Raw genomic sequence first — 15,391 nt, 5'->3', positions numbered from 1 at the left:
TTGACGTCGAGAAGTCGAGTACCCTGGACCGCGGTCAGCAACGCCCCTGTGTGCGACGGACCGGGCCCCACGGGCCGCACGGTCGCCGTCCGGCTCCCGGGGGCACCAGTCCCCGACAGTTGGAGCGATCTGCGCATGGGCAAGATCAAGGTCGTCAACCCGGTCGTCGAGCTCGACGGCGACGAGATGACGCGCATCATCTGGCAGTTCATCAAGGACCGCCTCATCCACCCGTACCTCGACGTGGACCTCAAGTACTACGACCTGTCGATCCAGAACCGCGACGCGACGGACGACCAGGTCACCGTCGACGCCGCGCACGCGATCAAGCAGTACAACGTGGGCGTCAAGTGCGCGACGATCACGCCCGACGAGGCGCGCGTCGAGGAGTTCGGCCTCAAGAAGATGTGGGTCTCGCCCAACGGCACGATCCGCAACATCCTCGGCGGCGTCGTCTTCCGCGAGCCGATCATCATCTCCAACATCCCGCGCCTCGTGCCGGGCTGGAACAAGCCGATCATCATCGGCCGTCACGCCCACGGCGACCAGTACAAGTCGACGAACTTCAAGGTCCCGGGCCCCGGCAAGATCACGATGACGTTCGAGCCGGCCGACGGCTCCGAGCCGCAGAAGTTCGAGGTCGTGACCATGCCCGAGGAGGGCGGCGTCGCGATGGGCATGTACAACTTCAACGAGTCGATCCGCGACTTCGCGCGCGCCTCGTTCGCGTACGGCCTCCAGCGCGAGTACCCCGTGTACCTCTCGACGAAGAACACGATCCTCAAGGCCTACGACGGCGCCTTCAAGGACATCTTCCAGGAGGTGTTCGACGCCGAGTTCGCCGAGGCGTTCGCCGCGAAGGGCCTCACGTACGAGCACCGCCTCATCGACGACATGGTCGCCTCGGCCATGAAGTGGGAGGGCGGCTACGTCTGGGCCTGCAAGAACTACGACGGCGACGTCCAGTCCGACACCGTCGCGCAGGGCTTCGGCTCGCTCGGCCTCATGACGTCGGTCCTCATGACCCCGGACGGCCAGACCGTCGAGGCCGAGGCCGCGCACGGCACCGTGACGCGCCACTACCGCCAGCACCAGCAGGGCAAGCCGACGTCGACCAACCCGATCGCGTCGATCTTCGCCTGGACCCGCGGCCTCATGCACCGCGGCAAGCTGGACGGCACGCCTGAGGTCACCGAGTTCGCGCAGACGCTCGAGGACGTCGTCATCAAGACCGTCGAGGCCGGCCAGATGACGAAGGACCTCGCGCTCCTCGTCGGCCCGGACCAGCAGTGGCTGACGACCGAGGAGTTCCTCGCCGCGCTCGACGAGAACCTCAAGGCGCGCCTGGGCTGATCCCGCCCGTCTCGCACGCCCGACGGCGGCGCCCCCTCGCGGAGGGGGTGCCGCCGTCGTCGTCCCCCGGGAACGCGGGAGCCGACGGCGGCACCTCGCGGGCGTGCCGCCCCGAGCGTCCGGGCGGGTCGCGTTGTGGGAGAGTGAGCGCATGACTTCCCCCGTGAACGTGACGGTGACCGGCGCGGCCGGTCAGATCGGCTACGCACTGCTCTTCCGTATCGCGTCGGGCCAGATGCTCGGCCCCGACACCCCGGTGCGTCTGCGCCTCCTGGAGATCCCGCAGGGCGTCAAGGCCGCCGAGGGCACCGCGATGGAGCTCGACGACTGCGCCTTCCCGCTGCTCGCCGGCATCGACATCTTCGACGACCCGACCCCGGCGTTCGACGGGACGAACGTCGCGCTGCTCGTGGGCGCGCGCCCGCGCGGCCCGGGCATGGAGCGCGGCGACCTGCTGGAGGCCAACGGCGGCATCTTCAAGCCGCAGGGCCAGGCGATCAACGCGGGCGCGGCCGACGACGTGCGGGTCCTGGTCGTCGGCAACCCGGCGAACACGAACGCGCTCATCGCGGCGTCGAACGCGCCGGACGTGCCGAAGGACCGCTTCACCGCGATGACGCGCCTGGACCACAACCGCGCGCTGACGCAGGTGGCCAAGAAGGCGGGCGTGCCGGTGTCGGAGGTGCGCAAGGTGACGATCTGGGGCAACCACTCGGCGACGCAGTACCCGGACATCTTCCAGGCGGACGTCGCGGGGACCCCGGGTGCGCGGCTCGCCGAGGACCGCGAGTGGCTCGAGAGCACGTTCATCCCGACGGTCGCGAAGCGCGGCGCGGCGATCATCGACGCGCGCGGCGCGTCGTCGGCGGCGTCGGCGGCGAACGCGGCGATCGACCACGTGCACGACTGGGTGCTCGGGACGCCGGAGGGCGACTGGACGAGCGCGGGCGTCGTGTCCGACGGGTCGTACGGGGTCCCGACGGGCCTCATCTCGTCGTTCCCGGTGGTGTCCCGCGGTGGGTCGTGGGAGATCGTCCAGGGCGTCGAGCTGTCCGAGTTCTCGCGGGGGCGCGTCGACGCGTCGGTCGCGGAGCTCCAGGAGGAGCGGCAGGCCGTGGAGCAGCTCGGGCTCGTCTGAGCTCGGGCTCCGGTCCCGCGGTCCGGGGACCGCGGGACCGCGGCGGACCGGGACGGGTCGGGGGCGGCGGTGCGGGGCGTTCGGGGGTGGCTGGCGGGTCGAAAAAACGCTGCGTCGGCGGGGGTGGGCCACCGTAGGGTCGACGGGCCATGATCGACGCCACCCTGCCGACCGAGCAGCCCCCGAACCCCCCGACCGTCCCCGACACCACCACGACGGCGGGTGCGTCGCGCGCCCCCGTCGACCCTGCTCGCCGCCTGGACTGGCGGCGCCTGCGCGGGCCGCTGGCCGTCGTCGCGCTCGTCGCGCTCACGCTCGGGGCGGTCGGTGCCGCGCTCGGGACCGTCATCGCGGGCTGGCTCGCGGACGACCCGACGACGGCGACGCTCCAGCTCCTCGCGCTGTGCGTCGTCGGTGCTGCGCTGCTCGACACCGCGGGCCAGGTCGTGTGGGCGGGTGTCGTCGACCGGGCAGAGGGCCGGCTGCGCGGCGACCTGCTCACGGCCGCGCTCCACCAGCCGCTCGCCACGCTCACGGAGCAGGCCGTCGGCGAGGTGCTCGACCGCGTCGACGACGACACGCACGCGGTCGGCACGCTGGTGCGCCGTCAGCTCTGGGGCGCTGGCCGCACCGTCGTCGGCGTGCTGCCGATGTGGGTCGTCGCGGGCCTGACCTGGTGGCCGGCCTGGTTTCTCTTCCCGGTGCTCGGCGCCGTCGCGGCGGTCATCGTGCGTCCCATGCTGGGCGAGATCGCGCGCCGCAAGGTGATCGAGGAGGCCGCGTGGACGGACCACGCCGCGGCGTTCGAGGAGTCGGTCGCGGCGCGGGACGACCTGCGCACGAGCCTCGGCCAGTCGTTCGCGGTGCGGCGCCTCGCCGAGCGCTCGGCCCAGGTGCACCGCAAGTTCCAGGCCGTGCTCGTGATCGAGTCGCGCATGCTGCGGCGTGCCGGGCTGGTCCTCGCGTCGCTGCTCGCGGGCGTGGCCGTCGCGGGTGCCGCGCTCGCCGCGGACGGCGACCTGGGCGTCGACCGCCTCGTCACCCTGTTCCTCGTGACGGCGATGTTCGTCGGGCAGGTGGACAACCTGGTCCACCACCTGCCGGACATCCAGGAGGGCATCGGGGCGCTCACCCGCATCCGGCAGATGCTCGCCGTCGAGCCCGAGCCTGCGGGCGGGAAGGCGCTGCCCGACGGGCCCGTGGGGATCGAGCTGCGCGACCTCCACTTCTCCTACGCCGAGGGCACGTTCGCGCTCGACGGCGTGAGCCTGCGGGTGCCCGCGGGCGAGACGGTCGCGCTCGTGGGGCGGACCGGCTCGGGCAAGTCGACCCTCGCGTCGCTGCTCTCGCGCGCGGTCGAGCCGCCGCGCGGCGCGGTGCTCGTGGGCGGTGTGGACGTCCGCGACCTGGACCTGCAGGCGCTGCGCGCCGCGGTGGGGGTCGTGACGCAGCGCACCGAGATCCTCGCGGGCACGCTCGCGGAGAACGTCGCGCTCTTCGCCGACGTGCCGCGCGCCGACGTCGAGGCCGCGGTGCGCGAGCTGCGCCTCGACGACTGGGTCGCGGGGCTCCCCGACGGCCTCGACACGCTGCTCGGCCCGGGCGGGACGTCGCTCTCGGCGGGGGAGGAGCAGCTCGTCGCGTTCGCGCGGCTGCTCGTCCGCGACGTGCAGGTCGTCGTGCTCGACGAGGCGACCGCGCGCATGGACCCCCTCACGGAGGCGCGCGTCGTCGCGGCCTCGGAGCGGCTGCTCGCCGGGCGCACGGGCGTGCTCGTCGCGCACCGCCTCACGACGATCGAGCGCGCGGGGCTGCTCGCCGTCCTCGACCACGGCCGGGTCGTGCAGCAGGGCGAGCGGGCGGCGCTCGCCCGCGTCGCGGGCCCGTACCGCGACCTCCTCGCGGCGAGCGTCGCCGAGGAGGCCGCGACGGGCGCCGACGGCACGCACCCCGGTGCGGGCGAGCCCCTGCTCGACGGCGACGGCGCGAGCGTCGCGCCCCCGGGGCCGGCTGTGCCGGGCGCACCCGACGACGCGGACGCGGACCGCACGGCGGAGTCCGTCGGAGGTCGTCGACGGCGGGGCGAACCGCCGGTCCTCGCGGACCCGGGCGACGGGCCCAGCCTCGCACGCGGGGTGCTGCACGCGCTGTTCGTGCGCCCCGCGTGGGGCGTCGTGGGTGCGCTGCTGTTCCTGGCGACGAGCCTCGTCTCGGCGCAGGGTGCCGTCACGGGCTTCCTCTGGGGCCGTGCGGTGCAGGACCTGGACGAGGGATTCCCGGCGCAGCTGCTCGTGCCGCTCGCCGTGCTCCTCGTGCTCGCGCCGCTGTGCCTCGCCTGGGCGCTGTACGTCTACCCTCGCTGGTGGATCGAGGTGCTGCTGCGCGTGCGCATGGCCGTCATGGCCGGTCAGACGCGCCAGCACCGGCTCACGGCGACGCCCCCGGGCGAGGTGGTCGCGCGCGCCATGGACGCCGACCGCTTCGTCCGGTACGCGGACCGGTGGGTCGACTTCGTCAACGGTCTCGTCATCGCGGGGGTCACGGCTCTGCTCAGCGGGTCGTGGCTCGCGGGCGCGGTGCTGCTCGCCGTGATGGTCGTGTCGGCGGCGGCGTCCGCGCTCGGGCGCCCGATCGCCGGCCGGTCGGCCACGCGGTCGTCCGCGGCGCGCGCCCGGTTCGGTCGTGCCCTCGTCTCCGCGCTCGACTCGGCGCGCACGGTCAAGCTCGCCGCGCGGACGCCGCAGGTGCACGCGCACCTGCGCGACGTCGACGGGGGACGCGTGCGGGCCGCGATCTTCGAGCACCGGGTGCAGGCCGCGCTCGACGGCGTCCCGCTCGTCATGATCCAGCTCGGCGTCGTGGCGGCGTGGGCCGGGCTGCTCGCGGGCACGTGGGACCTCGCGACGGCGCTCCTGGTCGCCAACGCGGTGACCGGCTTCGGCTGGTTCGGCGTGGTCGCGGGGGCGGTCGTGACGGAGGCGCCCGGCACGCGCTCGTGGCAGCGCGCCACGAGCCGGTTCGCCGCGGGCACGGACCTCATGGACCTGCCACCCGGCGTCGACCTCCTCACGGGCGAGGCCCCCGTGCCCGACCCGGGCCCGCGTCAGCCGCTGGAGCGGCTCGAGCTGGCCGACGTCACCGCGCTGCACGACGACGGCACGATCGGCGTCCAGGGTGTCGACCTCGCGGTGCGTCGCGGTGAGCTGGTCCTCCTGCTCGGGCAGGTCGGGGCGGGCAAGTCGAGCCTGCTCTCGGCGCTGTCGGGCCTCATGGAGCACACGGGGCACATCCGGTGGAACGGGACCGACGTCGTCGACGCCCAGACGTTCCTGCGGCCGGGGCAGGTCGCCCACGTGGCGCAGGTCCCGCGCGTGCTCTCGGGGTCGTTCGCCGACAACGTGCGCCTCGGGCACGAGCGCGACGTGCACGGCCCGGTCGCGGCCGCGCGCCTGGAGCGCGACGTCGTCGAGGCCGGGGGGCACGAGGCGCTGGTCGGGCACCGCGGCGTCCGGCTCTCGGGCGGTCAGGTGCAGCGGCTCGCCCTCGCGCGGGCGCTCGCGACCGACGCCGAGCTCCTGCTCGCGGACGACGTCTCGAGCGCGCTCGACGCGGCGACCGAGATCGAGCTGTGGACCTCGCTCCGGGAGCGCGGGACCACGGTGATCGGCGCGACGTCGAAGCGTGCGGCGCTCGCGCGCGCGGACCGCGTCGTCGTGCTCGACGAGGGCCGCGTCGCGGAGGTCGGGCCGTGGCGCGACCTGGCACCGCGCTGGGGTCACCTGGCGGGCTGACCTCCCCTCCCGCTCCCCGCCGAACCCGGGGTCGCTCCTCACCGGACGTGTTCCGTGAGGAGCGACCCCGGGTTCGGCGTCTCCGGGGGCCGTGCGGCGGAGGTGCGCCGAGCCCCGGTTACCGAACCTTGCTGCAAGTTTCTGCAAGCAGTACAGTTCGGCTCAGCCGTACGCTGAGGAAGCCGCGGTCGACGTCGTCCGCTGCTGGTCCCGTCGCCCGTGGTCTTGTCGGCCCTGCCCGCTCACGCGTGCGGTCCCGCACCAGCCACCGGACGAGGGAGTCCTCATGACCTCCACGCCGCGACGTCGCCGCGTTCCGCGCATCCCGTCGCCCCACCCATCCGACCCGTCGCCCCGCCGCTCGCGCGGGGCCCGTACGACGGCGTCGGTCACCGCCGTCGCGCTCGCCACCTCCGGCCTGGCGGGCGTCACGCTCGCCGCGTTCGCGGTACCCGCCGCGGGGGCCGACGAGCGCACGCTCGCCCTCGTGGGCGACCTCCAGTCCGAGCTCGGCTGCCCCGCCGACTGGGACCCCGCGTGCGCGGCGACCGAGCTCGCGCCCACCGACGCCGCCGGCGTCTGGTCCGCCGACTTCGAGGTGCCCGCCGGCACGTACCAGTACAAGGTCGCGTACGACGACGCCTGGGACGAGGCGTACGGGCGCGACGGCGGACAGGACGACGCGCCCCTCGTGCTCGGCGGCGACGCGACCGTGCGCGTCACGTTCGACGAGTCGACCCACCGCATCGCGCTCACGCCGCTCGGGCTCGCGGGCGGCTACGACGAGGCGCAGGACGCCGACCTCGTGGTGCCTCCCGTGCGACAGCCAGGGTCGGACGAGCGGTTCTACTTCGTCATGACCGACCGGTTCGCGAACGGCGACCCGTCGAACGACACCGCGGGGCTCGGCGACGACCCGCTCGTGTCCGGGTTCGACCCGACGAACAAGGGCTTCTACCAGGGCGGCGACATCGCGGGCCTGCGGCAGAACCTCGACTACGTCGAGGGCCTCGGCACGACGGCGATCTGGCTCACGCCGTCGTTCAAGAACCAGCCGGTCCAGGGGATGGGCGCCGACGCGTCGGCGGGCTACCACGGCTACTGGATCACCGACTTCACGCAGATCGACCCGCACCTCGGCACCAACGCCGAGCTCGAGGCGCTCATCGACGAGGCGCACGACCGCGGCATCAAGGTCTACTTCGACATCATCACGAACCACACGGCCGACGTGATCGACTACGAGGAGAAGCAGTACTCGTACGTCGACCAGGCCACGTCGCCGTACCGCGACGCCGAGGGCACCGTGTTCGACCCGGCGGACCACGCGGGCACCGGCGACTTCCCGGCGCTAGACGCCGCGACGTCGTTCCCGTACACGCCGGTCGTCCCGGCAGGCAAGGAGGACCTCAAGGTCCCGGCCTGGCTCAACGACCCGACGCTCTACCACAACCGCGGCAACTCGACGTGGACCGGGGAGTCCGTGACGTACGGGGACTTCGACGGCCTCGACGACCTCATGACGGAGCACCCGACGGTGGTCGACGGGTTCGTCGACGTCTACCAGGACTGGATCGACCTCGGGATCGACGGCTTCCGCATCGACACCGTCAAGCACGTGAACTTCGAGTTCTGGGAGACGTGGACCACCGAGGTCCTCGACTACGCGCACGCGCAGGGCAAGGACGACTTCTTCATGTTCGGCGAGGTGTACGACGCCGACGCGGCGAAGCTCTCGCCCTACGTGCGCAAGACCGACATGAGCTCGACGCTCGACTTCACGTTCCAGTCGGCCGCGACGAGCTTCGCGAGCGGCAACAGCGCCAAGGGCCTCGCCTCGCTCTTCGCGAGCGACGACATGTACACGACGCCCACGACGAACGCGCAGGCGCTGCCGACGTTCCTCGGCAACCACGACATGGGGCGCGTCGGGTACATGCTCGCGAGCACCGACGACCCGCTCGCGCGCGACGAGCTCGCGCACGACCTCATGTACCTGACCCGCGGGCAGCCGGTCGTGTACTACGGCGACGAGCAGGGCTTCGCGGGGACGGGCGGCGACAAGGACGCCCGCCAGACCCTGTTCGCGACGCAGGTCGACGAGTATGCCGACCAGCCTCTCGTCACCGGCGAGCAGGCGGGCAGCGTCGACCGCTTCGGCACCGACGCGCCGCTCTACGCGCACATCGCCGAGCTCGCCGCGCTGCGCGAGGCGCACCCGGCGCTGGCCGACGGCGCCCAGGTCGAGCGCTACGTCGAGAACGGCGCGGGCGTATACGCCTTCAGCCGGGTGGACCGCGCGGAGAAGGTCGAGCACCTCGTCGCGCTGAACAACGCGGCGGAGGACCGGACGGCGACGTTCACGACCCTCACGCCCGGCGCCTCGTACGAGGTGCTCTACGGTGAGTCGGCCCAGCCCGTCACCGCCGACGTCGACGGCGTCGTCACCCTGACCGTCCCGGCGACGGGCACCGTCGTGCTGCGGGCCGACCGCGAGGTCGGCGCGGACTCGTCGGGCGAGATCGCGGTCACCGTGCCGCGCGCCGGGGGAGCGGTCACCGGGGTCGCGCCCGTGACGGCCACGGTCGACGCCGATGCGTGGGCCGAGACGTCATTCGCGTGGCGCGAGGTCGGGAGCGCCGAGTGGCAGCCCCTCGGCACCGCCGAGGACACGGCGCCGCGCGTCTTCCACGACGTCGCGGGCCTGGCCGAGGGCACCCTGGTCGAGTACCGCGCCGTGACGACCGACGCCGACGGCGACCGCGCCGCCGCGTCGACGTTCGCGAGCGTCGGGGTCGACGTGAGCGGGGTCGTGGGCGAGGAGCCCGAGCCCGAGATCGACCTCGTGACCGTGCCCGGGAGCCACAACGCGGCCATGGGCTGCGCGGGCGACTGGGCCCCGGCGTGCGAGGCGGCCAAGCTCACGAAGCGCGCCGACGGCGTCTACGCGGGCACGTTCGACGTCCCGGCCGGGACGTACGAGTACAAGGTCGCGCTCAACGGGTCGTGGACCGTGAACTACGGCGTCGGTGGTGTACAGGACGGCGGCAACGCGACGTACACGACGACGGGCGGCCCCGTGACGTTCTACTGGGACCCGGTGAGCAAGGACTTCTCGAGCACCGCGCAGGGGCCGATCGTCACGCTCGCGGGCTCCTTCCAGGACCAGGTGGGCTGCGCCGGCTCGTGGGCGCCCGACTGCCTCGCGTCCTGGCTCAAGGACCCGGACGGCGACGGCACCTACACCTGGTCGACCGACCGCCTCGCGGCCGGCGCGTACGAGGGCAAGGTCGCGCACGGCCTGAGCTGGGCCGAGAACTACGGGGTGGGCGGTGCGCCCGACGGGGCGAACTACCAGTTCTCCGTGGGCGACGGCGAGAACGTCACGTTCTCCTACGACCTCGCGACCCACGTCCTGACGATCGACGTCGCGAACCCGCCGCTCCCCGGCACCGGCCAGCAGGCCGCGCACTGGGTGCGCGAGGGCGTCGTCGCGTGGCCGGGCGACCTCGGCACGGGCGACGAGTGGACCCTGTGGGCCGCTCCCGAGGGCGGGCTCTCGGTCACCCCGGGCGCCGCCGACGGTGAGGTGCAGGCCCCGGAGGGCACGGCGTCGTACACGCTCCAGGTCGACCCGTCGGGCCTGCCCGACGACGTCGCGGCGGAGTTCCCGGCGCTCGCCGGGCACACCGCGCTGCGCGTGCTCGACGACGGCGAGCCGCTGGACCGCTCGGCGGTCGAGGAGGCTCTCACGGGCCAGCTCCTCGTGACCCGCTCCGACGGCGGCGCGCTCACGGCCGCGACCGGCGTCCAGGTGCCGGGCGTCGTCGACGACCTGTTCGCGCAGGACGCGGCCGAGCGCGAGCTCGGCGTCTCGTGGCACGCCAACGGCAAGTGGGCGTCGTTCGCGCTGTGGGCGCCGACGGCGAAGTCCGTCTCGGTGCTCGCGTGGCCCGCGGGGGCGTCGCTCGACGACGACCCGCGCCGGTTCGAGGCCGCGCGCCAGCCCGACGGCACGTGGACGCTCGACGGCAAGGCGGCCGACAAGAAGCTCGGCGGCGCGGCCGTCGGCTGGAAGGGCGCGCGCTACCTCTACGAGGTGCAGGTCTACGTCCCGAGCACGGGGAAGGTCGAGACGAACGTCGTCACCGACCCGTACTCGGTGGGCCTGACGCTCGACTCCACGCACTCGGTCGCCGTCGACCTCGACGACCCCGCGTTCCGCCCGAGCGTCTGGGAGGGCACGCCCGCCCCGGTCGTCGAGCGGGCGGTGGACCAGACGATCTACGAGCTCCACGTCCGGGACTTCTCGATCTCCGACGAGACGGTCCCGGCCGAGCGGCGCGGCACCTACCTCGCGTTCGCGGAGAAGGACTCGGCCGGGATGACGCACCTGCGGGAGCTCGCGGACGCGGGCCTCACCACGGTGCACCTGCTCCCGACGTTCGACATCGCCTCGATCCCCGAGGACCGTGCCGCCCAGGCCACGACCGGCGACCTCACCGGGTTCGCGCCCGACTCGCCCGAGCAGCAGGCCGCCGTCGCGGCGGTGCAGGGCCAGGACGGCTTCAACTGGGGCTACGACCCGTGGCACTTCACCGCGCCGGAGGGGTCGTACGCGGTGGACGCGGACGGCGGCGCGCGCGTGGCCGAGTTCCGCACCATGGTCGGGTCGCTGCACGACGCCGGGCTGCAGGTCGTGCTCGACCAGGTGTTCAACCACACCGCCGCGAGCGGGCAGGACGCGAAGTCCGTCCTCGACAAGGTCGTGCCGGGCTACTACCACCGGCAGAACCCGACCACCGGCTCCGTCGAGACGAGCACGTGCTGCCAGAACGTCGCGACCGAGCACGCGATGGCGGGCAAGCTCATGGTCGACTCCGTCGTCACGTGGGCGAAGGACTACCGCGTCGACGGGTTCCGCTTCGACCTCATGGGCCACCACTCGAAGCAGAACATGCTCGACGTCCGGGCCGCGCTCGACGAGCTCACGCTCGCCGAGGACGGCGTCGACGGGAAGTCCGTCTACCTGTACGGCGAGGGCTGGGACTTCGGCGAGGTCGCGGGCAACGCGCTGTTCGAGCAGGCCACGCAGGGCCAGCTCGGCGGCACGGGCATCGGGACCTTCTCCGACCGGCTGCGCGACGCCGTGCACGGCGGCTCGCCCGTCGACGGCGCGTCGACGTTCACGCAGGGCTTCGGCACGGGCCTCGCGACCGACCCGAACGGGCAGCCCGCCCGGGCGGGGGAGCCGGGGACCGTCAACGACGGGTCCGCGGACGAGCTCACCGACCTCGGTCACCAGACCGACCTCGTGCGCCTCGGCCTCGCGGGCAACCTGCGCGACTACACGCTCGTCACGTCGACGGGCGAGGAGAAGCGCGGCGACGAGATCGACTACCGCGGGGTGCCGGCCGGCTACGCCGACTCGCCCGAGGAGGTCGTGACCTACGTCGACGCGCACGACAACGAGACGCTGTTCGACCTGCTCACGCTCAAGCTCCCGGCGGACACGCCGATGGACGAGCGCGTGCGCATGAACACGGTCTCGCTCGCGACCGCCGCGCTCTCCCAGACGCCGTCGTTCTGGCACGCGGGCACGGACCTGCTGCGGTCCAAGTCGCTCGACCGCAACAGCTACGACTCGGGCGACTGGTTCAACGCGATCGACTGGACCGGGCAGGACAACGGCTTCGGCAAGGGCCTGCCGATGGCGGCCGACAACGAGGACAAGTGGCCTCTCATGGCCCCGCTCCTCGCGGACCCGGCGCTCACGCCGTCGCCCGACGACATCGCCACCGCGTCGGCGCAGGCGCAGGACCTCCTGCGGCTGCGGCACTCGACCGAGCTCTTCCGGCTCGGCGACGCGGACCTCATCCGGGAGAAGGTCACCTTCCCGGGCGCCGGGGCGGACCAGGTCCCGGGCGTCGTCGCGATGTCGGTCGACGACACCGTCGGTGCCGACGTCGACCCCGCGCTCGACGGGCTGCTCGCGGTGTTCAACGCGTCGCCCGACGAGGTCGAGGTCCCGCTCGCGGCGCTCGCGGGCCGCGAGTACGTGCTCTCGCCGGTCCAGGCCACCGGGAGCGATGCCGTCGTGCAGGGCACCACCTGGGACGCGGCCACGGGGACCGTGACCGTCCCGGGGCGCACCGTCGCGGTGCTCGTCCAGCCGCAGGCGCGCGGCGAGCTGCCCGTCTCGGTCGAGGTCCAGCCGCGCTGCCTCGCGGGCAAGGCGTACGTCGCGGTCCGCGCGACCAACGACGGCGCCGTGCCGGTGGACCTGACGCTCTCCACGCCGTTCGGCGAGAAGGGGTTCTCGAAGGTCGCGGCCGGGAAGAACGCCTACCAGTCGTTCGCGACGCGGGCGAAGACCGCCGCGGCGGGGGAGGCCGTCGTCACGGCCACCGCGGTGGTCGACGGCGAGGAGGTCACCTCGACCTTCACCGTCGCCCACGAGGAGCTCACCTGCTCCTGACCCGACCGCCGAGGTAGAGCCCTGGTTCGCCGAGGTAGAGCCCTGGTCATCACCAGGGCTCTACCTCGGCAGACCCGGCTCTACCTCGGCTGACCATGGCTCTACCTCGGCAGGCGAGGTGCTACGGTCGCTGGCCGTGACCACCTCGTCCCCGCCCGCCGTCGGGCCGACGCCGGGCCTCGCGTTCCGCACGGCCGTCGCCGCGGACCTGCCGCGCGTGGTCGCGCTCATCGCGGACGACGCCATCGCCCGGGCCCGGACGGGGGAGGTCGGCCCCGCGCACGAGGCGGCGTTCGCCGCGATCGACGCCGACCCGAACAACGAGCTGGTCGTGGTCGAGCTCGACGGCGAGGTCGTCGGCACGATGCAGCTCACCGTGGTCCCGGGGATCTCGCGACGCGGAGCGTCGCGGCTCCTCGTCGAGGCGGTCCGGGTCGACCGGCGGCTGCGGGGGCAGGGAGTCGGTCGCACCATGATGGCGTGGGCGCACGCGTGGGGCGTCGCGCGCGGCTGCGCGCTCGCCCAGCTCACGTCCGACAAGCAGCGGACCGACGCGCACCGGTTCTACCGCGCGCTCGGGTACGAGCAGTCGCACGAGGGCTTCAAGCTCTCCCTCCCGCCGCGGTAGGCCCGCGGCCGTCTCGCTCCACCCGACCGCCACCACCACCGCGCTCGCCACCACGGCCGCGACCGCCACCGCGACAGCGGTCGCCACTGCGACTGCGATCGCCTCTGCCACCGCGACCGCCGGCTGCCGTCCCGCGGGGAAACCCTCCCTGTCGCATAGAGCGCTCTCACGTCTTCAGTTCCTGACCGCGTGGGAGCGTTCTCCCTCTGTTTACGCTCACATCAACGGCCGTTCTGCCGGTCGCCGTGGGACCAAGGTCGCTGTTTGGTCACAGTTCTCCGGATCCTTGCGTTCAGGAGTTGACGCCAAGAACGTGACCGGCATAACGTCAGGCCCGCTCGGACGGCGCTGAGGGTGTCCGGGTCCGCGGGGCACAGGTGCCCGGCGAGCTGTCCTCGGCAGGAGGAGGTCCGATGACGGACGAGCGCGTGATCCTCGAGATGCGAGGCATCACCAAGGAGTTCCCGGGCGTGCGCGCCCTCGACGACGTGAACCTGCGGGTGCGGGCCGGAGAGATCCACGCGATCTGCGGCGAGAACGGCGCCGGCAAGTCGACGCTCATGAAGGTGCTGTCGGGCGTGTACCCGCACGGGACGTACTCGGGCGACATCTACTACGACGGTATGGAGGTCCAGTTCAAGGACATCCGGTCGAGCGAGCACGCGGGGATCGTCATCATCCACCAGGAGCTCGCGCTGATCCCCGAGCTCTCGATCACCGAGAACATCTTCCTCGGGAACGAGGTCAAGGGTGCGTTCGGCATCGACTGGGGCGCGGCCCGTCGGCGCGCCGAGGAGCTCATGGCGCGCGTCGGCCTCCAGGAGTCGCCCGACGCCCAGATCAAGAGCATCGGCGTCGGCAAGCAGCAGCTCGTCGAGATCGCCCGCGCGCTCGCCAAGGACGTGCGCCTGCTCATCCTCGACGAGCCCACGTCGGCGCTCAACGAGGAGGACTCCGAGCACCTGCTCGACCTGCTCCGCGGCCTGCGGTCCAAGGGCCTGACGAGCATCATGATCTCCCACAAGCTCAACGAGATCGAGGAGATCGCCGACTCGATCACGATCATCCGCGACGGCCGCTCGATCGAGACCCTCGACGTCCAGGGCGACGAGGTCGACGAGGACCGGATCATCCGCGGGATGGTCGGCCGCTCGCTCGAGTCGCGCTTCCCTGAGCACACGCCCTCCATCGGCGAGACGTTCTTCGAGGTCGAGGGCTGGACCGTCGAGCACCCCGAGGTGCCGGGCCGCTACGTGTGCAAGGGCTCGACGTTCCACGTCCGCCGCGGCGAGATCGTCGGCTTCGCCGGGATCATGGGCGCCGGCCGCACCGAGCTCGCGCGGTCCCTCTTCGGGCGGTCGTACGGGCGCTACAAGTCCGGCGTCGTGCGCATCGACGGCCGCGAGGTGTCCCTGCCCACGGTGCTCTCGGCGATCGAGAACCGGATCGCCTACGTCCCCGAGGACCGCAAGGCGCTGGGGCTGAACCTGCTCGACACGATCCTCGGCACCATCCAGGCGGCCAACCTGCCGCGCATCGCGAAGGCGGGCGTCATCGACCGGGACGCGGCGTTCGTCGCGGCCGAGTCGTACCGCAAGGCGTTCTCCATCAAGGCGCCGAGCGTGCACGAGGGCGTCTCCAAGCTGTCGGGCGGCAACCAGCAGAAGGTCCTGCTCGCCAAGTGGATGTATACCGAGCCGGAGCTCCTCATCCTCGACGAGCCGACGCGCGGCATCGACGTGGGCGCCAAGTACGAGATCTACGGCCTCGTCCAGAAGCTCGCCGACGCGGGCCGCGGCGTGGTGGTCATCTCGTCCGAGCTGCCCGAGCTCCTCGGTCTGTGCGACCGCATCTACACCGTCTTCGAGGGGCGGATCACGGGCGAGGTCCCCGGGTCGGAGGCGACCCAGGAGGGGCTCATGCGCCTCATGACCGGCACGCCCGGCGACGCACCCTCCGACGCCGCCGCCTGAGCGCGCCCCCACCCAGCCACCGCATCGCAA

The 15,391-nt window shown here is 72.9% G+C and carries 6 protein-coding genes; all 6 read left to right on the top strand.

Annotation, left to right across the window (positions count from 1 at the left end; genetic code table 11):
• Window positions 1-135 precede the first annotated feature (135 nt).
• The 6 genes from ACFC2L_RS04790 (at window position 136) to mmsA (ending at window position 15,361) form a co-directional block, all read left to right on the top strand.
• Entirely contained in the window at window positions 136-1,353 is a 1,218-nt protein-coding gene (locus ACFC2L_RS04790) for an NADP-dependent isocitrate dehydrogenase (RefSeq protein WP_375823149.1), read from the top strand.
• 151 nt (window positions 1,354-1,504) lie between these two features.
• Window positions 1,505-2,491 carry a malate dehydrogenase gene (locus ACFC2L_RS04785; RefSeq protein ID WP_375823148.1) on the top strand — a complete coding sequence of 329 codons (987 nt, stop codon included), beginning with the start codon at window positions 1,505-1,507 and terminating at the stop codon, window positions 2,489-2,491.
• A 149-nt stretch (window positions 2,492-2,640) separates the two neighbouring features.
• The gene (locus ACFC2L_RS04780; protein ID WP_375823147.1) at window positions 2,641-6,282 is read left to right on the top strand and encodes an ATP-binding cassette domain-containing protein; all 3,642 of its coding nucleotides are present in this window, start codon (window positions 2,641-2,643) and stop codon (window positions 6,280-6,282) included.
• A 286-nt stretch (window positions 6,283-6,568) separates the two neighbouring features.
• Window positions 6,569-12,760, top strand: a complete 6,192-nt coding sequence (gene pulA, locus ACFC2L_RS04775) for a pullulanase-type alpha-1,6-glucosidase (protein WP_375823146.1) — start codon at window positions 6,569-6,571, stop codon at window positions 12,758-12,760.
• 136 nt (window positions 12,761-12,896) lie between these two features.
• The gene (locus ACFC2L_RS04770) at window positions 12,897-13,388 is read left to right on the top strand and encodes a GNAT family N-acetyltransferase (protein ID WP_375823145.1); all 492 of its coding nucleotides are present in this window, start codon (window positions 12,897-12,899) and stop codon (window positions 13,386-13,388) included.
• A gap of 413 nt (window positions 13,389-13,801) precedes the next feature.
• Window positions 13,802-15,361 carry a multiple monosaccharide ABC transporter ATP-binding protein gene (mmsA, locus tag ACFC2L_RS04765; protein WP_375823144.1) on the top strand — a complete coding sequence of 520 codons (1,560 nt, stop codon included), beginning with the start codon at window positions 13,802-13,804 and terminating at the stop codon, window positions 15,359-15,361.
• Window positions 15,362-15,391 lie beyond the last annotated feature (30 nt).

It is taken from the genome of Cellulosimicrobium sp. NPDC055967 (genome assembly GCF_042269845.1).
In the GTDB taxonomy this organism is placed as follows: domain Bacteria; phylum Actinomycetota; class Actinomycetes; order Actinomycetales; family Cellulomonadaceae; genus Cellulosimicrobium.
Note: the sequence above shows the minus strand (reverse complement) of the source record. Positions and strands in the feature narration are given on the sequence as shown.